Genomic DNA, 26,004 nt, shown 5'->3' with positions numbered 1-26,004 from the left:
GGGCAGTTCAAGATGCGAGGAGAAACAATGTATTTACGGCCGGATGAAGTGGCACGGGTATTAGAAGGTTCAGGATTTGAGCGTGATTACGTCGATGACAAAACCTACGGTTATCGCCGCGGTGTGCACTATGTGTACGTTAACCGCGAGGCCCGTCTGGGCCGCACGGCGCTGGTGATTCACCCGGCGTTGAAAGATTACAGCCTGCGTTTTGCGCAGCCGACCTCAGAGATACGCACCAGCCAGCATTACACGGAGTTCCCGCGTGACCCGTCAGGCGGCGGCGATCTGTATTACGGCATTCCCCACGGGTTCAGTTCGCGCCAGTTGCTGGCCAGCTACCTGGAGAATGTGTTCAAGTAATCACACCAGGTGGATCTGGTTATAGGTTTCGTTGTAATGGCGGCGGAACTGCGCCAGCTCAAACGGTTCCAGATCCAACTCGGAAAAGTAAAACAGAGCCTGTTCGGCGTGCTCATTGGTCAGCATCGGCGACAGGTGCGCGCGCACCAGCACCTCGCGCCAGTGGGCAATGTTCTCCGGTGAGTCATCCCGCACAAACGTCTGATAGATAAAGACGACATAGGCTGCCTTGCGCAACTCCTCGGCATAGCCGCGGCTGATGGCGCGCGTGAACATCTGGCTCTGCCGCTTTCCCATTTCCAGCAACATTGACTCAATCACCAGCGGTTTTACTTTCAGCAACGCGGCCAGTGAATCGTTGGCTTTGCGGGTATCGGCGGTCATCACCAGGTATCCGGCAACAAAGACCGCCACCAGCGCGGCAATGATAATCCATGTCATGGGAACATCTGCTCTCCAGCTTGCCGGATGCCGGGTGGCACCCGCTGCACTGCCTGAGTGTATCTGCTTCTTTGGTGAATAGGCGTGCGGCCGCTGAAATGTCTGACTGACTGCCGAAAAAAACAGCACGCTGCCGGGCAGGTTTTGCCGATAATCCCTTGAAAAAGCGATCTCTCCAGCAAATTTTGCAGCCTGAGGTGGGGCAAAAGCGGGCGGTACGCTACAACCGAATCAGAGCGGAGCGTGAATGAGAAACGTTCCCGGTTCACCTGACTGAGGTTGGCGACATCATGCCGGACATTCTGCGCATTACTCCACGTGAAGGTTACTTTGGTGTCAGCCGTTCTGCACCCGGCAGCAGCCACGGCCCGCACATGAAACAGGGGATTCAGTTTCTCGCCATGCTCAGCGGCAGCCTGGAAATGGAGGTCGCCGGGGAGACGCGCCACCTGCTGCCGGGCAACATGGCGCTGCTGTTGCCGCAGCGGGCGGTGAATTTCCGCTTTGATGCGCAGCAGGAGAGCCGCCACAGCTGGTGCCAGCTCGATTTTGATGAGATCCCGCCGGGGTTGCACCGTTACCTGAACAGCCTGGCCCCGCAATTGCCGGTCGACCCACAGATGGAACAGATGATGGAGTTGGGCGTCAGCATTACCGGCTCACGCCACATCAATAACCACCGGGTGCTGATTGAGCTGGCGCAAACACTGCTGCATTACTATTCAGCGCTGGGCGCGCTGGAGGAAGACGCGCGGCCGCGGGCCATGCCGCGCGGGCTGCGCCAGGCGTGCCGCTATATCAGCACCCATTACCAGCAACCCCTGGCGCTGGAGGATATTGCGCAGCACGCGCATTGTTCCGTGAATCACCTGATTAATCTGTTCAAGCATTACCTGAACACCACCCCGGCGCGCTATTTGCGGCAGGTGAGGATTAATCAATCCGAGGTATTACTGAAACATACCCAGCAGTCGGTCAATAAGATCGCAGAACAGTGCGGCTTTATTTCGCCTTTCCATTTTTCACGCGTATTCAAGGCGGCTCACGCCCTGTCGCCGCGCCAGTTCCGCGACCGGTTCCGGGGGTAGGGGATCAGTGGCGGTGGCCGTTATGGCGGCCGTTGTCATGGTGCCCTTTGCCGTGATGGCCGTAATGGCCATTATGGCGGCCATTGTCATGGTGGCCGTGGTAGCCGTGATAAATACAGCCGCTCAACAGGCTGCTCAGCAGCAGTGCACTGCAAATAAGTGATAATCGTTTGATCATAATAGTGAACTCCAGAAGTCTGCCAACGGCAGGAAAAAATAATAAAACGGTGACATCCCTGTTGTTCAGCACCTTAATTCGCCGCCGGGAATTAATCCAGAAAAAATAAGCCGGAACAGGCCGGTAAATAATGATTCAGACTATTCTGCCTGCAAAGTGAGAGACAATTATTCGTGCGCTTATCATGAAGCGGAATATTATACGGAAAGCCCCCAGCAGGTTATTTTGCTTATTTAACTTTAGTCAGCGCAAGCCGGGCAGGCCCGGCACAGCAGGCGGCTGCCGGTGTGCGGGGGGCAGCGAGCCGGAAAACACCGGCAATAGTGAGGATAAGGAAACACCTTATCCGCCTTTCTGTTCCTGTGCACATCCCGTCAGAAAAATCCGGCAATGAATTTACCGGGGGAAAAAATAGTCTTTGGCTGAATCTTATTTGCGCACTTTTAGACCATACTTCTTTTACCTTCAGAGAAGTGGAGTCTCACCCGATGAAAAACCCCGTTATTTTGCAGTTCTTTCACTGGTATTACCCAGAGGGCGGCAAACTCTGGGCAGAAGTTGAGCAGCAAGCAGCCTATGTCGGCGAATTGGGCATCAGCCATGCGTGGCTGCCCCCGGCGTATAAAGGCTCGGAAGGCGGGCAATCTGTAGGATATGACATTTATGATCTGTTCGACCTGGGGGAATTTGACCAAAAAGGCAGCGTCGCCACCAAGTATGGGGACAAAGCCGGATTAGTCCGGGCAGCACAGGCCCTCAACCGCGCGGGAGTCGGGGTGATGATGGATGTGGTGGTGAACCACAAAATGGGCGCGGATGAAAAAGAAGCGGTAAAGGTAAACCGGGTTGATGAAAGCAACCGCACCGACATTGCTGACGAGGTGGTGGAGTGTGAGGCCTGGACCCGTTTCACTTTCCCAGGCCGGGCCGGGAAATATTCCCAGTTTATCTGGGACTATACCTGCTTCAGCGGGGTCGACTGCATCGACAACCCTCAGGAGCAGGGCATCTTCAAAATTATCAACGACTATACGGCGGAAGGCTGGAACGTTGAGGTGGACGCCGAACTGGGCAACTTCGACTACCTGATGGGGGCCAACATTGATTTCCGTAACCACGCGGTGCGCGGCGAGCTGGAATACTGGATCCGCTGGTTGCTGGAGCAGGTGCCCTGTGCCGGTTTCCGGCTGGATGCCGTCAAACATATCCCGGCCTGGTTCTACCGCGACTGGCTGGCGTATGTGCAGTCACTGCGGGACGAGCCGTTCCTGGTGGTGGCGGAATACTGGTCGGCGGATCTTGAGGTGCTGAAGCAGTACCTTGACCAGGTGGAAGGACGCACCATGCTGTTTGATGTGCCGTTGTATATGAATTTCCACCACGCCTCACAGCATGGCGAGGATTTCGATCTCCGTACCTTGTATGACAACACGCTGGTGGCAGACGATCCGTTCCATGCGGTGACGCTGGTGGGCAACCACGATACCCAGCCGCTCCAGGCACTGGAGGCGCCGGTGGAAACCTGGTTCAAGCCGCTGGCTTATGCGCTGGTACTGTTGCGTGAGCAGGGCGTACCGACGGTGTTCTACCCGGATCTGTTCGGGGTGACGTATGAGGACCAGGGGCAGGACGGCAATGAGCACCGCATTGACCTGCCGGCCGTGGCGGAATTACCGGCCTTGCTCAAGGCACGCCAGCGCTTTGCCCACGGCATACAGACTGACTACCTCGACCATGCCAGTTGCATCGCCTTTACCCGCAGCGGAACGGATGACTTACCGGGCTGTGTGGTGGTGCTGTCCAACGGGGCGGAGGGCGAGAAGAGCGTTGCGCTGGGCGCGGGCCTGGCCAATAAACAGTGGCGTGACTATCTCGGCAAGCGCGAAGAGCGCATCACCACAGACGAAGAGGGCAACGGCGTGTTTACCTGCAACGGCGGCAGCGTCAGCGTCTGGGTGCTGGAGGAGTGCATGGAAAACTGAGAGGTGCGGGCCACAGGCGGCCCGCACCTGATGCCGAAGGTTACTGCACGCGCAGGGCCTCGTAAGAGACCATCACATGCTTCTGGTAGGCCGGGCGGGTAGTCAGGCGCTGGTAGTAGGCAGCCAGCGCCGGCAGTACCGGCCGGTCAAGCTCAATATCGTAGTAGCGGTAGAGCAGGTGGCCGAACTGGATATCCGCCAGTGTGAAGTCATCCCCCACCAGCCAGGGATGGCGTTCCAGCCGGTTATCTGCCCGTTGCAGGAAAGGCGTCAGTTTTTCCAGCCCTTTTGCGATCACCGCTTCATCCCGATCTTTGGCGGCGGTGCGTACCCGTTGCCAGAAAATAGGGCCGGTAAAATTCTGTGAGATATTTATTTTGGCCCATTCGGCCCACATGTCGACCGTGGTTCTGCCTGCCAGATCCTGTGGCCAGAAAGGCGCCGTGCCGTAGCGGGTTGCCAGGTAACGCAGGATGGCACCGCTTTCCCATAAGGGCGGCATGTCCTCATCCCGGATCACCGGCACCATGCCGTTCGGGTTCATCGCCAGAAATTCCGGCGTATGGTTACCGCCATAAACGTGGCCGATATCATAACGCTGATAATCGAGTTTCAGTTCGCCGACACACCACATGACGGCCTGCACGTTGGATGACGTTTTCCTGCCCCAGATTTGCAGCATTGCATTTTCCCCTGAAGTGAACAGAGATAACAGCCTATCAGGCGTGAGAGGAGGGAAAGGAAATTTCAGATTTTGCCGCGTTCACGGCAACGGCCTTCAGAACCATAACCTTCACAACGACAGCCTTCACAACCACAGCCTTCAGAACCACAGCGCATCCGTATCACTGAGGCGCATGTCCTGGCCGGGCCGGTTTTGCAGCAGGATTTGCCACAGCCGGGGGCGGAAAGGCGTGGCGTTGACCACATTGATCACCTGATCAGGGTTCCGGTTGAGCTGGTAACCCGTCCGGGTGGGCAGCAGGCGATCACCGGATTTAAGCTTCAGCGTGGTGGTTGTCCAGACGATCAATTTCAGGTTCTTTGAGGAGATGACACATACAAAGGTCATATTACTGCGCGGGCACACAACACTATCGATGACTCTCCACTCCATCGGGATCTCCTTATGCGTCAAACCGTGAGGGCAGCGGTAGGGTAAAATTCAAGATAAATTAAGCATAATTTAATTTTAAATAACATTATGTGTTAACACTTTGCATTAATAGAAGTAAAAAATAGCGAGATGTTACCTTTTAATGATCCTGATCAAATAACCATCAGTTATCGGGTTGTCCCTTTATTTATCATTCTTTACAAACACTTACGTAATTCTACATGCGAGGGTAACCGCGTTCCGGCAGCCTGACTGTTTCAGGTATTTCCCGATTTTTCTGGCATCCCGCCACAGGATTTGCCTATATGCTTCACTATGGAAAAAAGTCTGCAATGCGTTTTTAACGTACGAAAAAGCCAGACCCCCTCACCTGTTGATGACTAACGGAAAATGTTTGTATGCCGACCACACCCTCGCGCGTGATGCGCCTGCTCTTTGCGTTATTGCTGTTTACCCCCTTACTCGTTAACCCCGCTTATGCCGCGCCGGAGGAGAATGCCACGGGTGAGACGGCCGTGAAGCCCGCCAACATCAATGCACCGGCTACGCTTGCCCAATTGCAGAAACGGCTGGATAACATTAAGCAGCAGGTTTCCAATACCACCAGTGATAACAAGCTCAGCGCCCTGAATGACAGTACGCTGGAACTGGCGGGCGATGCCGATGCGCTCAATACCGCGCTGCAACCGCTGCTGGCCCAGGTGCAGGCGCAACTTGCCGTGCTCGGCCCGGCGCCTACTGATGAGGCGCTGGCAGAGACGGCGGATGTGGCGAAACAGCGCACCTCGCTGAATAACCGGCAGGAACAGCTGCAGGATCAGATCGGCCAGGCGACCGCCATCAACAGCGCGGCCACCAACCTCGCCGCACAGATCACGTCGCTGCGCCGCAACGCGCTGAAAACCCAGCTGGCGCTCAATACCGGCAGTATCCTCGGCCACCGTTTCTGGTCTCCGCTGCTGGATGGGCAAGCCAATGATGCGCGCCGCCTGACGACGTTCGGCAATCAGCTCTCTGCCAGCCTGGCCGTGGCCTGGTCGCCGGAGTGGCGCTATGGGTCGCTGATGCTGCTGGCGGCGGCGCTGGCGATTGGCCTGTTTGGCCGCCGCCTGCTGGATAAACCCCTGACCCTGCTGGTGCTGAAAGTGTTGCCGGAAGGGCGGCTGCGGCGCAGCGGGCTGGCGGCCGGTACCGCGCTCTCTGTGCTGCTGTCAGCCGGGATCGCAGCACAGCTGCTTTGCCAGATCGTCACCCGTGAGGAGAATGTGGCGCCGATGGTGCAGGATTATGCCGACGCGCTGATTAACCTGACGCTGTTCTCCGCGCTGATTGCCGGGTTAGGGCAGGCGTTGCTGGCTAACCAGCACCCGTCCTGGCGGCTGCCGGCGATTGCCGATGAGATTGCCCGCACGCTGAACCCGTTCCCGCTGCTGCTGGCGAGTTTTATCCTGATTTTTGGTGCCGTTGAGCAACTCAACAACCTGATTGGGGCCAGCGTGCCGACCAGCCTGCTCGGTAATGGCCTGGCCTCGCTGCTGGTGGCCCTGACGGCCATTGTCGGCCCGATGCGGGTAAACCGGCTGCGCCGCCGCTATATCGCCGAAGGCCAGACGCCGGAAGTGCGCTCGACGCTGGCGGGGCTGCTGCACCTGGCGACCAGCGTCACGGCGTTCGTGATCCTGCTGGCGCTGCTGGTGGGCTACATTCCGCTGGCGCGTTTCCTGACGTATGAACTGGTCTGGATTGGGCTGGTGCTCGGCTGCCTCTACTTGCTGGTGCACCTGATCACTGACCTGTGTGACAGCCTGTTTTCACCGACCAGTACCAGCGGCAAGATCATCAAAAACTCGCTGAATATTGATGATCGCCACCTGACGCTGGCGGCCACGCTGTTCTCGGCGATTGGCAAGACCATCTTTATCCTGTTGGCGGCGGTCGCCATTCTGAACGGCACGTTCGGCACCACCACGCCGCTGGAGCTGATCAGCAAAGTCGTTGATATCTGGGGCGGCAAGGGGCTGGAAAAACTTAATATCGTGCCGTCCCAGCTGATCAACGCCGTGATTTGCCTGGTGGTCGGGCTGGTGGTGCTGCGCACGGCACGCCGCTGGCTGGATAACGATTTCCTGCCAAAAACCATGATGGACAAGGGCATCCGCGCCTCGCTGGTCACGCTGTTCAGCAATGTGGGCTATGTGCTGGTGATCCTGATCACCCTGTCAGCGATGGGGATTCAATGGAACAAACTGGCCTGGATTGTGAGCGCCCTGTCGGTGGGTATCGGTTTCGGCTTACAGGAGATTGTGAAGAACTTTATCTCCGGCCTGATCCTGCTGACCGAGCGCCCGGTAAAAGTGGGTGACCTGATTACCATCAGCGGGGTGGAGGGAGATATCCGCCGGATTAACGTGCGTGCCACCGAAATTCAGCTGGCGGACCGTTCCACGGTGATTGTGCCGAACTCCCAATTGATCTCCCAGAACGTGCGCAACGCCACGATGGGCAATGCACAAGGGGTGGCGACCATCGCGCTGACCTTCCCGCTGGATATCGACCCGGAGCAGGTGCGCGGCATTCTGCTGGAAGCGTATCAGGCCCATGAAGCGATTCTGGACACCCCGGCGCCGTCTGTGACGTTCAGCCAGCTGGCACCTACCGGCATCGTGCTCAGCGTAACCGGTTATGTGAACAGCCCGCGCATCGTCGGCGGCACCAAAAGCGAGCTGCTGTATGACATCCTCAAACGCCTGCGTGACGCAGACGTCTCGTTGTCGATGCCGCAGAAGATGATCCTGGAAACGCCTGCCGCGTAAGCCGCCTCCGCACTGCCTTTCACAGCACACCTTCGGGTGTGCTTTTTTTATGGCATTTCCCCGCTGCGCCCGGCACCCTGGGGTAAGGCTCAGCGTTTTGCCAGCCGCTCCAGCTTCACCGTCAGCCATAAAATCACGGCCACCAGCACGATAGTCAGGGCAGAGCTTTCTGCAATGCTGCCGCGGTCAGTCAGGCTGAAAATGGTGACCGGCAGCGTCGTCCATCCCGGCGGATAGATCATCACCGTGGCACCGAGTTCACCCATCGACAGCGACAGGCTGAGCGCCAGCGCGGAGAGCATCCACGGCATCAGCAGCGGCAAGGTCACACGGCGCAGGCGATACCACGGCGAAGCACCGAGGCTGGAAGCCACGTTTTCGATATCCGCCGGGATGCGCGCCAGCCCCGTTGACACATTGCTGAAGCTAAAGGCCGAGATCAGGACAAAGTGCGCCGCCAGCACAATCCACAGGGTGCCGTTCATCTGCATCGGCCCCTGGCTGAACGCCACCAGAATGCCCAGCCCGACGGACACCGACGGCACCGCACTCGGCAGGAAGAAGATAAACGCCAGGCGTTTTTGCAACCGGGCGCTGTACTGGCGCAGCGCCAGTGCCGCCCAGCTTCCGCAGACCAGGGCAAACAGACTGGCAGCAAACCCCACCACCAGGCTGGCAAAGAGCGAATCCCAGGCGGCACCCCGGAAAGCGCTGAGGAAGTGGTCAAGGGTGACGCCTGACGGCAGAAAACCATTCCACTGTTGGCTCAGGCTGGAGAGTAAAATCACCAGCAACGGCAGCAGAAAGAACACCGCAAACAGCATGACCGCCACGGTGCTCATTACTTTGCGGGCAATCGGTGACCAGACCAGCATCCTCAGCTCCTTTTTTCAGTACGGGAAAGCGCCAGGCGGTACAGCATAAATAGGCCCAGCGACAGCAAGACATTAATGACCGCAATCGCGCATGCGGCCGTGTAATCCGACTCGAGGATCGCTTTGCTGTAGACCATCATCGGCAGGGTATTGACCCCTTTCGCGCCGATAAACAGCACAATGCCGAACTCATTCGTCGCCAGCAGCAGGCATAAACTGCCGCCTGCCAACAGGGCGGGGCGCGCAGCCGGGAAAATCACCTGGGTGACCACCCGTAACGGCGGGGCGCCCAACACACTGGCCGCTTCCAGCAACCCGCGGTCAAGCTGGCGCAGTGATGCCATCAGCGGACGCATTACCAACGGTGTGAACACGGTGATTTCGGCCAGAATCACGCCCGGCATCGAATAGAGGAAATCCACCGGCGGTAAGTCGAAATCAAAAAAGGTCATCAGCCCGCCGTTAACCAGGCCGGCCGATCCGTAGATGAACGTGAAGGCCAGCGTGATCAGAAATGTCGGCAGCGCAATAAAAGTATCAATGATCAGGCTGATAAAACGGCTGCCGGTGAACGGGATAAACACCAGAATCAGTGACATCACACTGCCGAGGATCACGCAGCCCAGCGTGGTGAACAGCGCAATCTGCAACGTATTGCATAGCGCACTCACAAAGCGCCGCGATTCAAACACCTGCAGGAAGGTGCCCACGCCCGCCCGGCCACTCTCATCCTGCAGCGCCTGTTGCACAATCAGCAGCAGCGGATAGAAAAACAGCGTCGCCAATACCAGCAGCGGCAACAGCAGCCAGGCATGGCGTTTCAGCGACGCCCGCGCCATGGCCGGGCGCGCAAGCGTGATGTTCTCAGACATGGCCCACCTCAAGCACCATCGCATCTTCCGGCTCAAACCACAGCGATAAACGGTCGCCCGCTTTCGGCAGCGGCGAGAGCTGGGTGAGCACCACACGCACCGTTTCACCTGCCACATCACACAACAGGTGGGTTAAATCCCCCTGCCAGTGCAGCGCGGTTAAAGTGGCATGGAAGCGGTTGCTGCGTGCGGTCCGCTGATGCAGCGTGATGTGTTGCGGGCGTACGCACAGCAATTTATGGCGGCTGCGCATGTCGCCCAGCAGGGTGGCGTTGACCAGGGTGCCGCCACAGCTGACGGACACATCCCCCTCGTCAGGATCCTGTGAAAGCAGCGTCGCCCCCAGGATATTGGCGCGCCCCAGGAATTCGGCCGCAAAGCGGTTAGGCGGGTATTGATAAAGTGAATGCGTTTTGCCATACGCCACTATCACGCCGTCTTTCATGATGCCGATCTTATCGGCCAGCGTCAGCGCCTCGGTTTGGTCGTGCGTGACGTAGAGAATGGTCATCTCCGGCAATTCACGGTGCAGGCGCGCAATCTCTTCAACCATCGCATGGCGGATTTGCGCATCCAGGGCTGACAGCGGCTCATCGAGCAGCAGCACCTGCGGTTTGGTGGCGATCGCGCGGGCAATCGCCACGCGCTGTTGCTGGCCGCCGGAAAGCTGGTGCGGGTAACGCGTTGCAAAATCAGCCATCCCGACGCTTTTCAACGCCTGCTGAACCCCGGCATTAATCAAGGGCTTCGGCTGTTTCTGCGCGCGCAGGCCAAACGCGACATTCTCTTCTACGGTCAGGTGGGGGAACAGCGCATAGTTTTGCACCACCATCCCAAGGCCGCGCTTATAGGGCGGCAGCGAGGTGATGTCATGCCCGCCCATCAAAATACGGCCGCCTGCCGGTGGGATAAACCCGGCAATGGCGCGAAGCACCGTGGTCTTGCCCGAGCCGGACGGGCCAATTAATGCCAGCACTTCGCCGGGTTCAATGGTCAGGGACAACGGTTTCAGCACCACCTGATGCTGATACTGCACCCGCAGATTATCCAGCACGATGCCCGACGTGTTCGTGACTGCCCCAGGGGCGGGTAAGGCGGTTTTCATCAACATATCGCTTACTCGCTGTCGGTGACCTGATGCCAGCGGGCAATGTCCGCCGGGAGGGTTTTCGCCACGGTGTCCCATTCCGGCTGCCAGATGTTTACCCCCTCCAGCGCCGCTTTCGCCTGTTGGTAATGGCTGTCGGACGGGGTGATGTCATTGCGTACCGGCATGCCCCAGGCCAATGAACTCACCTGCGTTTGCGCCGCCTTATCCAGCAGGAAGTTGATCAGCTTTTTACCGTTTTCCTGTTGCGGCGCATTCTGCACCAGGCCAATCACATAAGGCAGCGCCAGTGCGCTGCGCTCACCTTTGGCATTGGCGGGCCAGAAAACATTGATGTTCGGGTTCTGGGCTTTCTGTGCCAGGTTCATTTGCAGATCACCATTGGCGACATACAGCTCGCCTTTATTGACCAGGGCCGTCAGCTTGCCGGTAGAGGCAGAAGGGCCGACATTGTTGGCCTGCAGTTTGCCCAGGTAGTCAAAACCGGCCTCTTTGCCGCCGAAACTGTGGAATGCCTGCAGCATAACGGCGGTGCCGTCGCCTGCCTGGCCCGGTGTGGAGTACTGCAATTTGTTTTTGTAGCGGCTGTCGAGCAGGTCATTCCAGCTGGCCGGCGGGGTTTTCAACAGTTTGGCGTTGTAGATGAAGCTGAGGTAGTTGTTCACCAGTGGGGCATAGTGCGCCGTGGTGCCGGGGATATGGGCGGCGGCATCAGGCGTAAACGAAGCCAGCAGGTTCCCGCCTGCGGCACGCTGAATAAACGGCGGCACTGTGACCAGCACATCAGCCTGCGGATTGCTGCGCTCTTTTGCCAGGCGTTCCACAATGGCGCCGGAACCGCCCTCGACATAGCGCACGGCAATGCCGGTTGCCTGCGTGAACGCCTCAAATTCGGCCTTATACCAGCTGTTCTCCCCACTGTGCAGCCCATCAGCAGAGTAAACAGTCACTACGGAGTCTGCCCAGGCCGGGCTTGATGCAACAGCAATAACAGTAAGCAGGGCAAGTCGTGAACGTTTCATTTATCAGCCTCATCAGAGCAAAAAGGGCATCTGGACTGTACCAGAAGAGCTTTTTACGCTAATGGCTTTATGTGACAAAACAATGAAACAGGCAAAAAAAGCCCTGGTCATGGCTGAACAGGGTAGGGGGCCGGGCAAAATTAATGGGTGGTGACTTCAATACGCAGGCTGTCGTGACGCCAGTATTCGATGTCGTAATCCAATACGCGGCCATGCTGATCGTAATTAAGGCGGCTTAATTGCAGTGCCGGTAAACCTTCCATAATGCCCAATGCCGCCGCCGCGTGTGCCGGTACGGAAGTAGGGAAAAACGTCAGGTGCATACTGGTGTAGGTCAGGCCGTAATGGGTCTGGTAAACCTCCGTCAGGCTGCCGTTAAGATCGTGGCGCAGCAGTTCGGGCACTCTGGCCGGCAAACAGTGGTTTTCACAATAGCAAATCGCCCGGCCATCAGCATAGCGCAGGCGCGCCAGCAGGTAGACCTGATCAAACGGCTGTAATTCAAGGGGTTTCATAACGTCCAGCGGTACGGTGGTCAGGCGCCCGTTCAGCAACACGGTCTTCGGCTCACGCCCCTGTTCCAGACAGAGTTTATGGAAGTTCGTGTTCTGCGTGGGATCAAGCCATAGCCGGGCAGGGGTAACAAACCAGCCACGCCGATCGGAACGGTAGATCACCCCGCTGGCTTCCAGCTGCGCCAGGCTCTCGCGGATAGTGGTTCGCGTGGTGGTAAAAATGGCGCAAAGCTCACGCTCTGACGGCAATTTATCCCCTGTTTTCAGTGCGCCGCTCTGAATGCGGGCCTGAAGTTCAGCCTTAATAAGCAGATATTGCGGAATATCCGTGGTTAACGATTTCATGCTGGCTCGCTGCAATTTTTGACATGCCATTATACATGCCCAGATGAATTTTTTGTTGCAAGGCCGATTTCCCCTTGTTACGTCAAAACCAGATCACTAATAATGAAAATCTGGTATAGACCAATGGTGAAAACATGAACCCCCGACACTCTCTTTTATTGACGCCCGGCCCGCTGACGACTTCCCGTACGGTCAAGGAAGCTATGTTGTTTGACAGCTGCACCTGGGATGATGACTACAATCTCGACGTGGTACAGACCATCCGGCAGCAACTGGTGTCGCTCGCGACCCAGGCACCGGGCTACACCTCCGTATTGCTTCAGGGCAGCGGCAGTTATGCCGTGGAGGCGGTGCTGGGCAGCGCGGTTGCCGCTACCGATAAGGTGCTGATTGTCAGCAACGGTGCCTATGGGGCGCGCATGGCGGAAATGGCATCGCTGATGGGTATTGCTTACCACGTTTACGACTGTGGGGAGGTTCATCGCCCGGATGTGGCTGATATGGAAAATATCCTGCGTGACGATGCCGGCATTACGCACATTGCCATGGTGCATTGCGAAACCACTACCGGAATGCTGAACCCGGTGGCGGAAGTGGCGGGGCTGGCACAACGCTACGGTAAGGTGTTCATTGTTGATGCCATGAGCAGCTTCGGCGGTATTCCTTTTGATATGGCTGAGCTCAATATCGATTTTCTGATCAGCTCCGCCAATAAATGCATTCAGGGCGTGCCGGGGTTTGGTTTTGTGATTGCCCGCCGGCCGGCGCTGGAGGCGTGCAGAGGCCGCTCGCGATCGCTCTCTCTGGATCTGTACGCACAGTGGCGCTGTATGGAGGATCACCAGGGTAAATGGCGTTTTACCTCGCCGACGCACACCGTACTGGCCTTCGCCCAGGCCTTGAAAGAACTGGCAGCAGAAGGCGGCATTACGGCCCGTTATGCGCGTTACTGCACCAATCAGCGCACGCTGGTCGCCGGAATGCGTAAGCTGGGCTTTAAGACACTGCTTGAAGACATGCTGCATTCGCCTGTCATCACTGCTTTCTATTCCCCGCATCATCCCGCGTATCGCTTCAGTGAATTTTATCAGCGCCTGAAAGCGCAGGGCTTCGTGATCTACCCCGGCAAAGTGTCGCAGAGTGATTGTTTCCGGATCGGTAATATCGGCGAAGTGTATGAGGCGGACATCATCCGGCTGCTTGCGGCTATCGAAAACGCCATGTACTGGCAAAAATAAGGACATCCTATGCAACGTATCAGTGCTGTAGTGCTCGATTGGGCCGGAACCACCGTCGATTTTGGCTCCTTCGCGCCAACGCAGATTTTTGTCGAGGCTTTTCGCCAGGCTTTTGGGGTAGAGATCACCCTTGAAGAGGCCCGCATTCCGATGGGGTTGGGCAAATGGCAGCACATTGAGGCGCTGGGCAAACTGCCTTCAGTAGACGCGCGCTGGCAGGACAAAGTAGGGCGTGCAATGAGCAGGGAGGATGTCGATGCGCTGTATGACACCTTTATGCCGTTGCAGATCGCCAAAGTGGTTGATTTTGCAGAACCGATTGCCGGTGTTGTGGAGGTCATCAGCCACCTGCGTTCACAGGGCATCAAGATTGGTTCGTGCTCCGGCTACCCGCGCCCGGTGATGGAGCGGCTCGTTCCAGCTGCCGCAGCGGCAGGGTATGCGCCGGATTATTGGGTGGCCGCTGATGACCTCGCCGCAGGCGCACGCCCAGGGCCCTGGATGGCCTTGCAGAATGTCATCGCCTTGGGGATTGAGTCAGTGTCTCACTGCATAAAAGTCGACGATGCCGTTCCCGGCATTGAAGAGGGGTTGCGTGCGGGCATGTGGAGTGTCGGCGTGTCGGTGTCCGGCAATGAATTTGGTGCGACCTGGGAGGCGTTTCAGCAGATGGACGCGGCAGAGGTTGAGCGTCGCCGTAACCGGGCAGCAGACAAGTTACGGGCCGCCGGGGCGCACTACATCATTGATACACTGGCAGAATTGCCGGCAGTCATTGAGCAGATCAATGCACGGTTACAACAGGGCGAACGCCCGTAAAACAGGACAGGGCCGGTTGACTTGGGGAGCGCAATAGCTCACTGGGAGACGCAAATCACAGGCAATAAAAAAGCCGCGAACCCTTGCGGGCTGCGGCTTTCTCACTGTTTCCGGCCTTATCTGGTGATAACCGGACACTTATTTGGTGGAGCTGGGGGGATTTGAACCCCCGTCCGAAATTACTACGCCGTCGGTACTACATGCTTAGTCCAATCTTTACATTCGCCTGTCAGCTGCGGATGGACACGCCACTAACAAACTAGCTTGATTCGTTTTAACGCTTCAACCCCAAGCTAGGTCTCCACGCGATCTCTTTTGGGTTTGACCTCTCTTGATCCCCGTCCTAAGAGCGGAGGCTAGGGAGAGAGGGCTCTCAGCAGGTTATTAAGCTGCTAAAGCGTAGTTTTCGTCGTTTGCGACTATTTTTTTGCGGTTTTTTAGCGAGGCCTACCGCACCTCGGCATGCACCTTGGGTTTCGCAAATCCCGTCGAATCCAGAATCAGCCCCAAGTACTATCGGTAAGTATACCAGAACTTTACCATGCAACGCCAGTCACTTAACGGTTTGCATTTTTCATGATACGGGCTTTGTCTACCTGCCACTCACGCGCGCGCGTGTCTTCGCGCTTATCGTGCTCTTTTTTACCTTTAGCCAGGCCGATTTTGACTTTCGTCCAGGCGTTTTTCCAGTAAAGAGACAGCGCCACAATGGTGTACCCATCGCGGTTTACCGCACCGAACAGAGAACTCAGCTCTTTGCGGTTAAGCAGCAATTTACGGGTGCGCATAGGTTCACACACCACATGTGAGGAGGCAACGTTGAGCGGCGTAATGGTGGCACCAAACAGAAACGCTTCGCCATCGCGGAAAACGACGTAGCTGTCACTGAGGTTGGCTTTACCAGCACGCAGCGATTTAACTTCCCATCCTTGCAAAGCAAGACCGGCCTCGATCTCTTCTTCGATGAAGTATTCGTGGCGGGCGCGCTTGTTCATCGCAATGGTCGCGGAACCGGGTTTATGTGCTTTTTTCTTAGTCATAGTGGTCGTTATTATACCGCATGGTGTGGCGAATGAAATGCCTTAGGCCAGAAGCGCTTAGCCTTTTTATGCTCATCTGAGCTTTTCAGGGTAAGCAGTTTTTTGTCACAGGGCAGATAAATGTTATTATCTGTACGTTTTAGACACACAGGAAATGATATGCCTCAGATCAGCCGTTCTGCGTTGGTGCCCTTCAGCGCTGAGCAAATGTACCAGTTGGTAAACGATGTTAATTCCTATCCGGAATTTTTGCCAGGCTGCACCGGTAGCCGGGTATTGGCCGAGGGACCGACCGAGATGATGGCGGCCGTCGACGTTGCGAAAGCGGGCATCAGCAAAACCTTTACCACACGCAATCTGCTCTCCAGTAACCAAAGCATTAAGATGCACCTGGTTGATGGGCCTTTCCGCAAGCTGATGGGGGGATGGCATTTTATCCCACTCAGCCCGGAAGCCTGCAAGATCGAGTTTAACCTGGATTTTGAGTTCACTAACAAACTGATTGAACTGGCGTTTGGCCGGGTCTTTAAAGAGTTGGCGGGCAGCATGGTTCAGGCATTTACGCAACGCGCCAAAGAGGTCTACAGTGCCTGAGATCCGTGTCGAGGTGGTGTATGCCCTGCCGGAACGCCAGTACCTTCGCAGCGTGACGCTGGAAGAGGGCAGCAGTGTAGAGCAGGCTATTATGGCGTCCGGCATTCTGGAACAACGCACGGAGATAGATTTGGCCGTCAATAAAGTCGGCATCTATAGCCGGCCGGTCAAACTGGCGGACAGCGTCAGCGACGGGGATCGGGTTGAAATTTACCGGCCACTGATAGCTGACCCCAAAGAGCTTCGCCGCCAGCGCGCAGAGCGGGCAAAAAAATAAGGTGCCAAATGGCACCTTTTTTATCATCTTCAGCATGGGACAACCATGATAGCCTGATTGGCCACTGTCAGTCTTTCTGGCCTGTCAGTGTGGCTTTGTTATCCATGTTGGTCAGAACGCCATTGCTGTCAAAGGTCAGTGTCAGTGTCTGTTGTGAGACATCTTCATGCCCTGGTTGCTGACGGAAAACATAGAACCAGGTGTTATTCCCGAATGGGTCTTGCAACATCGGCGTACCCAAAACATAAGCCACTTGCTGCTTAGTCATGCCGGTATGAACCTTGGCGACGTCAGCGGGAGACAAGTAGTTCCCCTGATTGATGTCAGGCCGGTAAACCACCTTTTCCAGTGTTGAACAGCCTGCGGTTAGCATCACAAGAACCACAGCGGCGGCAGTCAGCAATTTACAGCGCATAGTAATCACATTCCTTTAGGGCATAAGATGCCGATAATAATAAACCTTACGGCAGTTGGGAACCTTTACGGGGCCCCTGTATGACCACAGGAAAGTAAAAAAGTTAACTTTTCTATGCAGCCAGCAACTCTTTGGCGTTGGCCAGCGTGTTCCGCGTGACTTCACTGCCGCCCAGCAGGCGGGCCAATTCTTGCAGACGGGCGCGTTTATCCAGCCGCACCATTGTGGTTTCCGTCGCTTCACCATCGGTTTGTTTACTGACGAAGTAGTGCTGGTGCCCACAGCCCGCGACCTGCGGCAGGTGGGTCACACACATCACCTGGGCAGATTCGCCCAACTGGCGCAGCAGCTTGCCGACAATGGCAGCCGTCGGGCCACTGATACCCACATCTACTTCATCGAAGATCAGGGCCGGGGTATCCATCTTACGGGCGGTAATCACCTGGATAGCCAGCGCAATACGCGAGAGCTCACCCCCGGATGCCACTTTAGCCAACGCCTGCAACGGTTGGCCAGGGTTGGTCGTGACCTGGAATTCAATCTGGTCCGCTCCCTCTGCGCTCAGGTGTTCCGGATTAAAATGAATGTTGATCTGGAATTTACCGTGCGGCATAGAGAGCGCCTGCATACTCTGGGTAATCAGGGTAGTGAGTTCATCCGCATAGGCACGGCGTTTTTCACTCAACTGGGCGGCAATCCCGGCCGCTTTGCGGTGATGGCGGGTTACCGCCTCGCTCAGCTCTGCCTGACTGTTTTCCTGATCGTCCAGCGCCTGTTGTTCATCCAGCAATTGCTGGTAGAGCAGCGGCAACTCTTCCGGCGAAACACGGTGCTTGCGTGCCAGCGACAGCTGGCGTGACAGGCGTTGTTCCAGCTCATACAGGCGGTTTGGGTCAAGGTCCAGACGCTGGCTGTAATGACGCAATTCATCACTGGCTTCACTGATCTGGATAGAGGCTTCTTCCAGCATGGAAAGCAGCTCTCCCATTTTCTCATCGAGTTCTGCCAGTTCGCCCAGCTGGTTTTTCGCGGTGTAGAGCTGGCTGAGAATGTTCTGGTCATCGCCGTCTGCCAGAAGATAGAGCGTCTGCTGGCTCAGCGAGAGCAGTTGCCCGCTGTTGGCCAGGCGTTTGTACTCACTGTCAATTTGCTCATACTCGCCCATAACCGGTGAGAATTCGTTCAGCTCTTTCAGTTGGTAGTGTAGCAGCTGGCGGCGGGATTCACGCTCGCTCATCAGTTGTTGATGTTGCGCCAGGGCGCGGCAGCTCTGGTGCCATTCCTGGTAGGCACTGCGCATGGAGGCCAGCAGCAGCGGCTCGTCCGCGTAGGCATCCAGCAACGATTTCTGGTGCTCCGGGCGCAGCAGCAGCTGATGCGCGTGCTGGCCGTGGATCTGGATGAGATGCTGGCCCAGCTCACGCAGCTGGGAGAGGGGCACCGGCGTACCGTTGATAAAACCGCGGGAGCGGCCATCGGCACCGATAGTACGGCGTAACAGGCATTCACTGCCTTCATCCAGTTGGTTTTCGGCCAGCCAGTCACGAGCGGAAGGGGTATCGGCCAGGGTAAAGCGGGCACACAGATCGGCACGGGCCGCGCCGTTACGCACCATGCTGCCATCCGCGCGGCTACCCAGGCACAGGCCCAGCGCATCAATTGCAATCGACTTACCTGCACCGGTTTCACCGGTGATTGCGGTCATTCCTGTCTGAAAATCAATGTCCAGCTCACGGACAATTGCAAAGTTACTGATAGTGAGTTGAGCCAGCATAGCCACCTTCCTGTACATAACTACAGAGCTGTAATTGCGTACAGTATAATCTGGAATTATATCCAGTAAAGTAGGGAATGCGCTTTTCAGAACAATTTTTTTGACCAGCCGAGTTTGGTGCTCAATGTGTTGAAATAGCTGTAGTCTTTAGGGTGGATTAAATTCAGGTGGAAGGCGCTGCGGCGGATCATCACCTCTTCTCCCTCCTGGATGGGCAGGGCAATCTGGCTGTCGCAGCTGATCTCCAGATCGCTGCTGATTTGCGAAAATTTCAGGTGGATCGTGCTGCTGCTGTTGATCACCAGCGGGCGCGCTGACAGGGTATGCGGGAACATCGGCACCAGCGCAATGGCGTCAAGCGTTGGGGTCAGGATCGGGCCGCCACCGGAGAGGGAATAGGCGGTGGAGCCGGTTGGCGTGGAGATGATCAGGCCGTCCGAACGTTGGGAAAATGCGAAGCGGTCATCAATGTAGACCTCAAATTCGATCATGTGCGCCACTTTGCCGGGGTGCAACACCACTTCATTAATCGCGGTGCCGATCCGGCTATGGCCATTGCGGCCCCTGACCTGGGCTTCCAGCAGGAAGCGCTGCTCATCCAGGTAATGGCCCTCCAGCACATCGGCGAGCTGCTGCTGGGCATTGTCCGGATCGAGGTCGGTCAGAAAGCCGAGATTGCCGCGGTTTACGCCAATTACTTTGATGTCATAACGCGCCAGCACGCGCGCTGCGCCGAGCATATTGCCGTCGCCGCCCACCACCACCGCCAGATCGGCCTGTTGCCCAATCTCCGCCAGCGTGCCGGTAGCAGCCTCTTCCAGTTTCAGCTCACGCGCGACCTGACGCTCAAGAATGACGTCATAGCCCTTGCTGCGCAGCCAGTGGTACAGCATTTCGTGCGTGGCCAGCGCAGAGGGATGGCGCGGATGGCCGACGATGCCGATACGCTCAAATTTATTACTCATTGTCTCACTTGTCCTCAGTATGGGGTTTTGTCCCACACATTGTGAACGGTTCCCTTGAAACCCGGGTTTTGATCCCCATAATAAGCGAACTAGCAAGTGTAATGCTAAAACGCGGAGAATTTCATGAGTAGTAAAGAACAGAACACAGCAAACGAGCAAGTCTCGGATGAAATGGAAAAAGATCAGGAACTGCACGCGGAAGCTGGAGCCGAGACGGCAGACGACGTCGATCCGCGTGACGCCCGTATTGCTGAACTTGAAGCGCAGTTAAAAGATGTACAGCAACGCGAGCGTGAAAGCCTGCTGCGCGCGAAGGCAGAGGCGGAGAACATTCGTCGCCGTTCTGAACTGGACGTTGAAAAAGCCCATAAATTTGCCCTGGAAAAATTTGCCGGCGAACTGCTGCCGGTTATCGATAACCTGGAGCGCGCGCTGGATCTGGCGGATAAATCCAACAGTGAGCTGGCATCAATGATTGAAGGCGTGGAACTGACGCTGAAATCTCTGCTGGATTCCGTACGCAAGTTTGGTATCGAAGTAGTGGGTGACACCAATGTGCCGTTTAACCCGGAAGTGCATCAGGCAATGACCCTGATGGAGTCCGGGGAGCATGAGCCGAACCATGTCATGATGGTGATGCAGAAGGGCTATACGCTGAATGGCCGCCTGCTGCGCCCGGCGATGGTTGCCGTTTCAAAAGCCAAAGCGTAATTGAGACGAAAAAGGCACCTGCGGGTGCCTTTTTTATTGCCGGGATGGCCGGTCAGTCGAGGTTTTGCGGCAGCACCGGCGTCCAGTCAATCGGTGGCAGCCCCTGCTTTTCCAGCAACGCGTTGGCCTGGGAAAAATGGCGGCACCCCAGAAAACCGCGGTGCGCGGAGAGTGGGGACGGGTGCGGCGCTTTCAGCACATGATGGCGCTGGGTGTCGATGAAACTCCCTTTCTTCTGGGCATGTGAACCCCAGAGCAAAAATACCACGCCTTCACGATGCTCATTAATGGCGCCAATCACACTGTCGGTGAACCTTTCCAAACCCAGACGGGCGTGAGAATGGGCCTGGCCGCGTTCTACCGTTAACACGGTATTGAGCAGCATCACCCCCTGCTCAGCCCAACTTTGCAGGCAGCCATGCGGCGGCCGTTGAAAGCCTGGGATATCACTCTCCAGCTCTTTATAGATGTTCACCAGCGAAGGGGGAACGGCAACGCCCGGCCGCACAGAAAACGCCAGGCCATGCGCCTGATTTGGCCCGTGGTAAGGGTCTTGCCCCAGAATCACGACCCGCACATCGTTCAGCTCAGTGAAGCGGAACGCGTTGAACACCTCTTTTTGCGGCGGGTACACGGTCTTGCCGGCGGCGCGTTCAGCCGCCACAAATGCCAGGGTTTCCTGAAAATAGGGCTGCTCTTTTTCCTGGCCAATCACGTCATGCCAGGTGAGTGAAGTGGGCATTAACGCTCTCCTTTGTTTTTGCAGATAATCTGATGACTATAGAGTACCTGCATCCGCTTACCAGTAAAACGGGGGAAATGGCTGCGCGGTCCGCTGTCTCCCGTATCATTTCAAAATTAATTGATAATTTACAAAATTCTTGTAAATCATTGAGACGTCTATTTTGATTAAAAACAAAAACTTGCTTTAACAGCTCATGATGCAGAGGTGATGTTTTTGATTTTAATCAAAGAAGAGCGGTTTTTGCGCTGGTATACAGGGATGAGAAGGTGCGGTTTTACCTGGGTAACACCGCCGGTCACTTATCAGGGTGGCGTACCGCTGCCTTATGGAGGAAAGTATGATTACAGGTATTCAAATTACTCAGGCCAATAATGAGGCGCTGGTGAACTCTTTCTGGCTGCTGGACAGCGAAAAAGAGGAGGCACGCTGCCTCTGTGCCAAAGCGGCGTATCAGGAAGACCAGATCGTTCCCCTGCGGGAACTGGGCCAGATTGAGTATCGTGAAGTGCCGGTAGATGTGCAGCCGACGGTGCGTGTTGAGGGCGGCCAGCATCTGAACGTCAACGTGCTGCGCCGTGAAACGCTGCTGGACGCGGTGGAGCATCCGGAAAAATATCCGCAACTGACCATCCGTGTCTCCGGTTACGCCGTGCGCTTTAACTCGTTGACGCCGGAACAACAGCGCGACGTGATCGCCCGTACCTTTACCGAAAGCCTGTAAAACCTTTTCCTGCACACAGCATAAAAAAGGGGAGCCGCAGCTCCCCTTTCTCTATCCCACGTATTATTCGCCCGGTGTGCCGGTTTCAGCCTTTGGCTGGCGGCGTTTGCCGACATTTTTGGCGTCGCGATGGCGCACTTTGACTTTTGGCTTGGCTTTCGCCTGCTTTTTATCCGCTTCGCGTTTCGCCAGCACTTTCTTCGACGGCTTGCCGTTACTCTTCTCGCTCGGCGCTTTGCTGGTCGGGCGCAGTTCATCAATCACGCGCGGTTTCAGCGGCTCGTTGAGATAACGGCCGATTTTACCCAGCAGCAGGTGATCGTGCGCTTCCACCAGGGAGATGGCGCAGCCTTTGCGGCCCGCGCGGCCGGTGCGGCCGATACGGTGCAGGTAGGTATCCGCCGTGCGCGGCAGGTCAAAGTTAAACACGTGGCTGACATCATTGATGTCCAGCCCGCGCGCCGCCACATCGGTGGCAACCAGCACATTGACGCGCCCGTCCGTCATGCGTTTTACCGCCTCATTGCGTTTGGCCTGCACCATTTCGCCTTCGAGGTAACAGGAGTTGATGCCGGCTTCACGCAGCCAGGTCACCATTTCATGTACCCGGTCGCGGGTGCGGACAAACACAATCGACTTCTGCACATCCGGCTGTTTCAGCAGGTGGCAGAGCAGGGCGGTTTTGTGCGCCAGGTTATCGGCCCGGTAGTACCATTGCAGAATTTTTTTGCGTTCGCGGCGTGACGGGTCCGCCTCGATTTCGACCGGGTCCTGCAACAGGCGCTCGGCAAAGTCGCGGATCGCGTCGCCTTCCAGCGTGGCGGAGAACAACATGGTCTGTTTTCTCCAGCGCGTTTCGCCGGCGATTTTTTCGATGTCTTCGGCGAAGCCCATGTCCAGCATACGGTCTGCTTCATCCAGGATCAGCGTTTCTACTGCGCGGCAGTCGAAATTCTCTTCCTTAATATATTGCAGCAGACGGCCGGTGGTCGCGACCACGATGTCCTGATTCTCGCTGAACACTTCGGCGTGGTTCATGTACGCGACACCGCCGGTAATGGTGGCGATATCCAGTGACGCGTGGGCCGCCAGCTCACGTGCCTGATCGGCGACCTGCATGGCCAGTTCGCGGGTTGGCGTCACAATTAAAATGCGCGGCGGGCCGGATTTCCGGCGCGGGAAATCGAGCAGATGCTGCATGACCGGCAGCAGAAATGCGGCCGTCTTGCCGGTGCCGGTGGGTGCCGAACCCAGAACGTCACGGCCTTCCATAGCAGGCGGGATCGCCGCAGCCTGAATTGCGGTGGGGCGGTCATAGCCTTTGTCGCGCAAGGCGTCGAGCAGGCGTTCGTCTAGATCGAGTTCGGAAAAAGTGGTTGCTGTCATGGTCTACCTCTACGTGGGGCGCCGATTATAGACGGGTTAGACGCGTTCTTCACCTATTTAAGCCGCGGGTGGCGCTTTTACTCTGTTAACGATTATCCTATGCTACGCAGGTTTTGTCGTGCTGCGCCTGAATAAGGCGCCCCTGGATCTGACCTGGAAGAACCTGTGACTACCGAATCAACCCCCGCTCCCGCCTTGCGCCGCAACGGTTTCACCTTCAAACAATTTTTTGTGGCCCACGATCGCTGTGCAATGAAAGTCGGCACTGACGGCGTGCTGCTCGGTGCCTGGGCACCCGTGGACAATGCCGGACGTATTCTGGACATCGGCACGGGCAGTGGGCTGATTGCGTTAATGCTGGCACAACGTGCCTCACCAGCCTGCCGGATTGATGCCGTGGAGCTGGATGCAGAGGCCGCCGCGCAGGCACGGGAAAATGCCGGCGCGTCGCCGTGGGCTGACAGGATCAGCGTGCTGGCGAGCGATGTTCATCAGGTGGCGCGTGACGCAGCCGCCCGCTACGCCTTGATCGTCAGCAACCCGCCCTATTTTGAACCGGCAGTGGCCTGCCGGGATGCGGCAAGGACCCAGGCGCGTTATACCGGCACGCTGAGCCACGACGCCCTGCTGGCCTGCGCTGCCGCCTTGCTGGACGAGGGGGGCCGGTTTTGTGTGGTGCTGCCGTATGAGATTGGCGAACGCTTTATCGCCACTGCGCAGGCGGGAGGCTGGTACCCGGCGCAGCAGGTGGTAATCCGTGACCGGCCGGGCAAACCGCTGCACCGTATGTTGCTGTCGTTGGCTCGCTCACCCGTGGCCCTGCAACAGGACGAGCTGGCACTGCGCGATGAAAACGGCAGCTACAGTGCCGCCTTCCGCCAGATGATTACCGATTTCTATCTGTTTTATTGATATGTTCACCGGCCGCTTTCCCCGCAGACGCCGGGCAGAGCACGGTCGGCACCGGTTCAGCCTGCTGCTCCGGATAGTCGAGGGTATAATGTAGCCCCCGGCTCTCTTTGCGCAGCAGGGCGCTGCGGACAATCAGCTCCGCGACCAGCACCAGGTTGCGCAGCTCCAGCAGGTTATTCGAGATGCGGAAACGCGCATAGTATTCATCAATCTCCTGCTGAAGCAGCATGATGCGCCGCAGGGCGCGTTCCAGCCGTTTGGTGGTGCGCACAATGCCCACGTAATCCCACATAAACAGCCGCAGCTCATGCCAGTTATGCTGGATAACCACCTGCTCATCGGCATTGTCCACCAGGCTCTCATCCCAGGCGGGCAGGGCATCAGGCAAAGGGATCTGCGGCAGGCGCGCCAGGATATCTTCGGCCGCCGACCAGCCATACACCAGGCACTCCAGTAAAGAGTTGGAGGCCATCCGGTTGGCACCGTGCAGCCCGGTGTAACTCACTTCGCCAATCGCATACAACCCGTCGAGATCGGTCCGCCCCTGGTGGTTAACCATTACCCCGCCACAGGTGTAATGTGCCGCCGGAACAACCGGAATCGGCTCACGCGTGAGGTCTATCCCCAGCGACAGCAACTTCTCATGGATAGTGGGGAAGTGCTGGAGAATGAATTCAGCCGGTTTATGGCTGATGTCGAGATACATACAGTCGGCACCGAGCCGTTTCATCTCATGGTCAATCGCGCGGGCCACAATATCGCGTGGGGCAAGCTCAGCACGCGGATCAATTTCCGGCATGAAACGGCTGCCGTCGGGCCGTATCAGGTGGGCCCCTTCACCGCGCAAGGCTTCTGTCAGCAGGTAGTTACGCGCTTGCGGGTGGAACAGGCAGGTAGGGTGGAACTGGTTGAACTCCAGGTTGGCCACCCGGCAGCCCGCCCGCCAGGCCATCGCGATACCGTCGCCGGAGGAGATATCCGGGTTCGTGGTATACTGATAAACCTTGGCGGCCCCGCCGGTTGCCAGCACCACTGCCCCGGCGCGGAATGTCATGACTGATTCGCTGTCACGGTTCCAGACGTAAGCCCCCACGACGCGTTCCGGCCCGGCCAGCCCGGCTTTGGCGGCGGTAATCAGGTCAATCGCGTTATGCCGTTCCAGTACGCAAATATTGGGGTGTGAACTTGCTTTCGCCACCAGCGTGGTTTCTACTGCCTTGCCGGTGGCATCGGCCGCATGCAGGATGCGCCGGTGGCTGTGGCCGCCCTCACGGGTAAGGTGATAACGGGCATCGCCGGCGGCATCCGCCTCGGTATCAAAACAGACACCCTGATCAATCAGCCATTGCACACAGTGGCGGGCATTGCCGGCAATAAATTCCACCGCCTGCCGGTCACACAACCCGGCCCCGGCCACCAGGGTGTCTTCAACGTGCGACGCGATGCTGTCGGCCTCATCAAATACGGCAGCGATGCCGCCTTGCGCATAGAGTGTTGCCCCTTCGCGGAGCGGGCCTTTACTGAGTAAGGTAACGCGGCAATGCTCTGCCAGACGCAGCGCCAGGGAGAGCCCCGCCGCACCACTGCCGATAATCAGGACGTCGCTGACATGTTCAGAAGGAGATGACATAGCGTATGATGTTGTGCAGAAGAAGAGTGGAAATCATGTTAGCCTACTTGCTCGGGCA

27 protein-coding genes and 1 other RNA gene are annotated in these 26,004 nt (G+C 57.0%); 11 read left to right on the top strand and 17 right to left on the bottom strand.

The window, feature by feature from the left end:
* Positions 1 to 27 precede the first annotated feature (27 nt).
* Positions 28 to 363 carry a DUF2002 family protein gene (locus tag JK232_RS17380; RefSeq protein ID WP_072930133.1) on the top strand — a complete coding sequence of 112 codons (336 nt, stop codon included), beginning with the start codon at positions 28 to 30 and terminating at the stop codon, positions 361 to 363.
* On the opposite strand, the gene JK232_RS17375 is transcribed toward JK232_RS17380, so the two are convergent.
* Entirely contained in the window at positions 364 to 804 is a 441-nt protein-coding gene (locus JK232_RS17375; protein ID WP_072930135.1) for a DUF1198 family protein, read from the bottom strand. It lies immediately after the preceding gene.
* A 290-nt stretch (positions 805 to 1,094) separates the two neighbouring features.
* Here JK232_RS17375 and JK232_RS17370 point away from each other — a divergent pair, with 290 nt between their 5' ends.
* The gene (locus JK232_RS17370; protein ID WP_072930137.1) at positions 1,095 to 1,892 is read left to right on the top strand and encodes an AraC family transcriptional regulator; all 798 of its coding nucleotides are present in this window, start codon (positions 1,095 to 1,097) and stop codon (positions 1,890 to 1,892) included.
* Between the two features lie 4 nt (positions 1,893 to 1,896).
* Here JK232_RS17370 and JK232_RS17365 read toward each other — a convergent pair whose 3' ends face one another.
* On the bottom strand, positions 1,897 to 2,070 hold the full coding sequence (locus tag JK232_RS17365; RefSeq protein WP_165698459.1) for a hypothetical protein: 174 nt from the start codon (positions 2,068 to 2,070) through the stop codon (positions 1,897 to 1,899).
* Between the two features lie 488 nt (positions 2,071 to 2,558).
* Between JK232_RS17365 and amyA the strand changes: the two genes are divergently transcribed.
* Positions 2,559 to 4,052, top strand: coding sequence for an alpha-amylase (amyA, locus tag JK232_RS17360; protein ID WP_072930140.1), 1,494 nt, complete (start codon positions 2,559 to 2,561; stop codon positions 4,050 to 4,052).
* A gap of 40 nt (positions 4,053 to 4,092) precedes the next feature.
* Here the strand turns inward: amyA and JK232_RS17355 are convergent, their stop codons facing one another.
* Both JK232_RS17355 and JK232_RS17350 read right to left on the bottom strand, forming a co-directional pair.
* Positions 4,093 to 4,734 (bottom strand): glutathione S-transferase family protein, encoded by a 642-nt coding sequence (locus JK232_RS17355; RefSeq protein WP_101829083.1) that lies wholly within the window; start codon positions 4,732 to 4,734, stop codon positions 4,093 to 4,095.
* A 141-nt stretch (positions 4,735 to 4,875) separates the two neighbouring features.
* Positions 4,876 to 5,169, bottom strand: a complete 294-nt coding sequence (locus JK232_RS17350) for a hypothetical protein (protein ID WP_212589447.1) — start codon at positions 5,167 to 5,169, stop codon at positions 4,876 to 4,878.
* A 398-nt stretch (positions 5,170 to 5,567) separates the two neighbouring features.
* On the opposite strand from JK232_RS17350, the gene JK232_RS17345 reads away from it, so the two are divergent.
* Positions 5,568 to 7,982 carry a DUF3772 domain-containing protein gene (locus tag JK232_RS17345; RefSeq protein WP_101829082.1) on the top strand — a complete coding sequence of 805 codons (2,415 nt, stop codon included), beginning with the start codon at positions 5,568 to 5,570 and terminating at the stop codon, positions 7,980 to 7,982.
* An 89-nt stretch (positions 7,983 to 8,071) separates the two neighbouring features.
* On the opposite strand, the gene phnV is transcribed toward JK232_RS17345, so the two are convergent.
* From phnV to phnR, 5 genes are all read right to left on the bottom strand, one after another.
* A complete protein-coding gene (gene phnV / locus JK232_RS17340; protein WP_072930147.1) occupies positions 8,072 to 8,857 on the bottom strand; it encodes a 2-aminoethylphosphonate ABC transport system, membrane component PhnV in 786 nt (261 codons plus the stop codon).
* Positions 8,858 to 8,859: 2 nt separating this feature from the next.
* The gene (gene phnU / locus JK232_RS17335) at positions 8,860 to 9,729 is read right to left on the bottom strand and encodes a 2-aminoethylphosphonate ABC transporter permease subunit (protein ID WP_101829081.1); all 870 of its coding nucleotides are present in this window, start codon (positions 9,727 to 9,729) and stop codon (positions 8,860 to 8,862) included.
* On the bottom strand, positions 9,722 to 10,840 hold the full coding sequence (gene phnT, locus JK232_RS17330; protein WP_212589446.1) for a 2-aminoethylphosphonate ABC transport system ATP-binding subunit PhnT: 1,119 nt from the start codon (positions 10,838 to 10,840) through the stop codon (positions 9,722 to 9,724). The genes phnU and phnT overlap by 8 nt, the downstream gene beginning before the upstream one ends.
* A 5-nt stretch (positions 10,841 to 10,845) precedes the next feature.
* Entirely contained in the window at positions 10,846 to 11,859 is a 1,014-nt protein-coding gene (phnS, locus tag JK232_RS17325; protein WP_101834557.1) for a 2-aminoethylphosphonate ABC transporter substrate-binding protein, read from the bottom strand.
* A gap of 140 nt (positions 11,860 to 11,999) precedes the next feature.
* Positions 12,000 to 12,719 (bottom strand): phosphonate utilization transcriptional regulator PhnR, encoded by a 720-nt coding sequence (gene phnR / locus JK232_RS17320; protein ID WP_072930151.1) that lies wholly within the window; start codon positions 12,717 to 12,719, stop codon positions 12,000 to 12,002.
* A gap of 134 nt (positions 12,720 to 12,853) precedes the next feature.
* On the opposite strand from phnR, the gene phnW reads away from it, so the two are divergent.
* Together phnW and phnX are read left to right on the top strand one after the other, a co-directional pair.
* The gene (gene phnW, locus JK232_RS17315) at positions 12,854 to 13,957 is read left to right on the top strand and encodes a 2-aminoethylphosphonate--pyruvate transaminase (protein ID WP_212589445.1); all 1,104 of its coding nucleotides are present in this window, start codon (positions 12,854 to 12,856) and stop codon (positions 13,955 to 13,957) included.
* A gap of 9 nt (positions 13,958 to 13,966) precedes the next feature.
* On the top strand, positions 13,967 to 14,776 hold the full coding sequence (phnX, locus tag JK232_RS17310; protein ID WP_101829079.1) for a phosphonoacetaldehyde hydrolase: 810 nt from the start codon (positions 13,967 to 13,969) through the stop codon (positions 14,774 to 14,776).
* A gap of 143 nt (positions 14,777 to 14,919) precedes the next feature.
* Here phnX and ssrA read toward each other — a convergent pair.
* Both ssrA and smpB read right to left on the bottom strand, forming a co-directional pair.
* Positions 14,920 to 15,284: a transfer-messenger RNA gene (ssrA, locus tag JK232_RS17305) on the bottom strand.
* Between the two features lie 49 nt (positions 15,285 to 15,333).
* Positions 15,334 to 15,816: an SsrA-binding protein SmpB gene (gene smpB, locus JK232_RS17300; protein ID WP_072930154.1), complete on the bottom strand. Its 483-nt coding sequence runs from the start codon at positions 15,814 to 15,816 to the stop codon at positions 15,334 to 15,336.
* Positions 15,817 to 15,975: 159 nt separating this feature from the next.
* Between smpB and JK232_RS17295 the strand changes: the two genes are divergently transcribed.
* Both JK232_RS17295 and JK232_RS17290 read left to right on the top strand, forming a co-directional pair.
* Positions 15,976 to 16,410 carry a type II toxin-antitoxin system RatA family toxin gene (locus JK232_RS17295; protein WP_072930155.1) on the top strand — a complete coding sequence of 145 codons (435 nt, stop codon included), beginning with the start codon at positions 15,976 to 15,978 and terminating at the stop codon, positions 16,408 to 16,410.
* Positions 16,403 to 16,687, top strand: coding sequence for an RnfH family protein (locus tag JK232_RS17290; RefSeq protein WP_101829066.1), 285 nt, complete (start codon positions 16,403 to 16,405; stop codon positions 16,685 to 16,687). Before JK232_RS17295 ends, JK232_RS17290 begins: the two co-directional genes overlap by 8 nt.
* 67 nt (positions 16,688 to 16,754) lie before the next feature.
* On the opposite strand, the gene bamE is transcribed toward JK232_RS17290, so the two are convergent.
* The 3 genes from bamE to nadK all read right to left on the bottom strand — a co-directional run bounded on the left by bamE (position 16,755) and on the right by nadK (position 19,841).
* Positions 16,755 to 17,102, bottom strand: a complete 348-nt coding sequence (gene bamE / locus JK232_RS17285) for an outer membrane protein assembly factor BamE (protein WP_072930158.1) — start codon at positions 17,100 to 17,102, stop codon at positions 16,755 to 16,757.
* A 112-nt stretch (positions 17,103 to 17,214) separates the two neighbouring features.
* Positions 17,215 to 18,876 carry a DNA repair protein RecN gene (recN, locus tag JK232_RS17280; protein ID WP_072930160.1) on the bottom strand — a complete coding sequence of 554 codons (1,662 nt, stop codon included), beginning with the start codon at positions 18,874 to 18,876 and terminating at the stop codon, positions 17,215 to 17,217.
* Positions 18,877 to 18,962: 86 nt separating this feature from the next.
* A complete protein-coding gene (gene nadK / locus JK232_RS17275) occupies positions 18,963 to 19,841 on the bottom strand; it encodes an NAD(+) kinase (RefSeq protein WP_072930162.1) in 879 nt (292 codons plus the stop codon).
* A gap of 123 nt (positions 19,842 to 19,964) precedes the next feature.
* Between nadK and grpE the strand changes: the two genes are divergently transcribed.
* Complete coding sequence (grpE, locus tag JK232_RS17270; protein ID WP_072930164.1) at positions 19,965 to 20,552, top strand: nucleotide exchange factor GrpE; 588 nt, start codon at positions 19,965 to 19,967, stop codon at positions 20,550 to 20,552.
* Positions 20,553 to 20,604: 52 nt separating this feature from the next.
* Here the strand turns inward: grpE and ung are convergent, their stop codons facing one another.
* Positions 20,605 to 21,294: a uracil-DNA glycosylase gene (gene ung / locus JK232_RS17265; protein ID WP_212589444.1), complete on the bottom strand. Its 690-nt coding sequence runs from the start codon at positions 21,292 to 21,294 to the stop codon at positions 20,605 to 20,607.
* A 340-nt stretch (positions 21,295 to 21,634) separates the two neighbouring features.
* Between ung and grcA the strand changes: the two genes are divergently transcribed.
* A complete protein-coding gene (grcA, locus tag JK232_RS17260; RefSeq protein ID WP_072930169.1) occupies positions 21,635 to 22,018 on the top strand; it encodes an autonomous glycyl radical cofactor GrcA in 384 nt (127 codons plus the stop codon).
* 63 nt (positions 22,019 to 22,081) lie between these two features.
* Here the strand turns inward: grcA and srmB are convergent, their stop codons facing one another.
* Positions 22,082 to 23,404, bottom strand: coding sequence for an ATP-dependent RNA helicase SrmB (gene srmB / locus JK232_RS17255; RefSeq protein ID WP_072930170.1), 1,323 nt, complete (start codon positions 23,402 to 23,404; stop codon positions 22,082 to 22,084).
* 165 nt (positions 23,405 to 23,569) lie between these two features.
* Here srmB and trmN point away from each other — a divergent pair, with 165 nt between their 5' ends.
* Positions 23,570 to 24,316 (top strand): tRNA(1)(Val) (adenine(37)-N(6))-methyltransferase TrmN, encoded by a 747-nt coding sequence (trmN, locus tag JK232_RS17250; protein WP_241506097.1) that lies wholly within the window; start codon positions 23,570 to 23,572, stop codon positions 24,314 to 24,316.
* On the opposite strand, the gene nadB is transcribed toward trmN, so the two are convergent.
* Entirely contained in the window at positions 24,291 to 25,946 is a 1,656-nt protein-coding gene (gene nadB / locus JK232_RS17245) for an L-aspartate oxidase (RefSeq protein WP_101829063.1), read from the bottom strand. The two genes, trmN and nadB, sit on opposite strands and share 26 nt — an antisense overlap.
* Positions 25,947 to 26,004: the final 58 nt, after the last annotated feature.

Origin of the sequence: Nissabacter archeti, from assembly GCF_018257325.1 — a bacterium.
Classification (GTDB): Bacteria; Pseudomonadota; Gammaproteobacteria; order Enterobacterales; family Enterobacteriaceae; genus Chimaeribacter; species Chimaeribacter arupi.
The sequence above is the reverse complement of the archived record's forward strand: the minus strand, read 5'-3'. Positions and strand labels throughout refer to the sequence as shown.

Coding starts and splice junctions, on each gene's coding strand:
- JK232_RS17380 (WP_072930133.1), top strand. CDS start 28: ATGTATTTACGGCCGGATGAAGTGGCACGGGTATTAGAAGGTTCAGGA.
- JK232_RS17375 (WP_072930135.1), bottom strand. CDS start 804: ATGACATGGATTATCATTGCCGCGCTGGTGGCGGTCTTTGTTGCCGGA.
- JK232_RS17370 (WP_072930137.1), top strand. CDS start 1,095: ATGCCGGACATTCTGCGCATTACTCCACGTGAAGGTTACTTTGGTGTC.
- JK232_RS17365 (WP_165698459.1), bottom strand. CDS start 2,070: ATGATCAAACGATTATCACTTATTTGCAGTGCACTGCTGCTGAGCAGC.
- amyA (WP_072930140.1), top strand. CDS start 2,559: ATGAAAAACCCCGTTATTTTGCAGTTCTTTCACTGGTATTACCCAGAG.
- JK232_RS17355 (WP_101829083.1), bottom strand. CDS start 4,734: ATGCTGCAAATCTGGGGCAGGAAAACGTCATCCAACGTGCAGGCCGTC.
- JK232_RS17350 (WP_212589447.1), bottom strand. CDS start 5,169: ATGGAGTGGAGAGTCATCGATAGTGTTGTGTGCCCGCGCAGTAATATG.
- JK232_RS17345 (WP_101829082.1), top strand. CDS start 5,568: ATGCCGACCACACCCTCGCGCGTGATGCGCCTGCTCTTTGCGTTATTG.
- phnV (WP_072930147.1), bottom strand. CDS start 8,857: ATGCTGGTCTGGTCACCGATTGCCCGCAAAGTAATGAGCACCGTGGCG.
- phnU (WP_101829081.1), bottom strand. CDS start 9,729: ATGTCTGAGAACATCACGCTTGCGCGCCCGGCCATGGCGCGGGCGTCG.
- phnT (WP_212589446.1), bottom strand. CDS start 10,840: ATGTTGATGAAAACCGCCTTACCCGCCCCTGGGGCAGTCACGAACACG.
- phnS (WP_101834557.1), bottom strand. CDS start 11,859: ATGAAACGTTCACGACTTGCCCTGCTTACTGTTATTGCTGTTGCATCA.
- phnR (WP_072930151.1), bottom strand. CDS start 12,719: ATGAAATCGTTAACCACGGATATTCCGCAATATCTGCTTATTAAGGCT.
- phnW (WP_212589445.1), top strand. CDS start 12,854: ATGAACCCCCGACACTCTCTTTTATTGACGCCCGGCCCGCTGACGACT.
- phnX (WP_101829079.1), top strand. CDS start 13,967: ATGCAACGTATCAGTGCTGTAGTGCTCGATTGGGCCGGAACCACCGTC.
- smpB (WP_072930154.1), bottom strand. CDS start 15,816: ATGACTAAGAAAAAAGCACATAAACCCGGTTCCGCGACCATTGCGATG.
- JK232_RS17295 (WP_072930155.1), top strand. CDS start 15,976: ATGCCTCAGATCAGCCGTTCTGCGTTGGTGCCCTTCAGCGCTGAGCAA.
- bamE (WP_072930158.1), bottom strand. CDS start 17,102: ATGCGCTGTAAATTGCTGACTGCCGCCGCTGTGGTTCTTGTGATGCTA.
- recN (WP_072930160.1), bottom strand. CDS start 18,876: ATGCTGGCTCAACTCACTATCAGTAACTTTGCAATTGTCCGTGAGCTG.
- nadK (WP_072930162.1), bottom strand. CDS start 19,841: ATGAGTAATAAATTTGAGCGTATCGGCATCGTCGGCCATCCGCGCCAT.
- grpE (WP_072930164.1), top strand. CDS start 19,965: ATGAGTAGTAAAGAACAGAACACAGCAAACGAGCAAGTCTCGGATGAA.
- ung (WP_212589444.1), bottom strand. CDS start 21,294: ATGCCCACTTCACTCACCTGGCATGACGTGATTGGCCAGGAAAAAGAG.
- grcA (WP_072930169.1), top strand. CDS start 21,635: ATGATTACAGGTATTCAAATTACTCAGGCCAATAATGAGGCGCTGGTG.
- srmB (WP_072930170.1), bottom strand. CDS start 23,404: ATGACAGCAACCACTTTTTCCGAACTCGATCTAGACGAACGCCTGCTC.
- nadB (WP_101829063.1), bottom strand. CDS start 25,946: ATGTCATCTCCTTCTGAACATGTCAGCGACGTCCTGATTATCGGCAGT.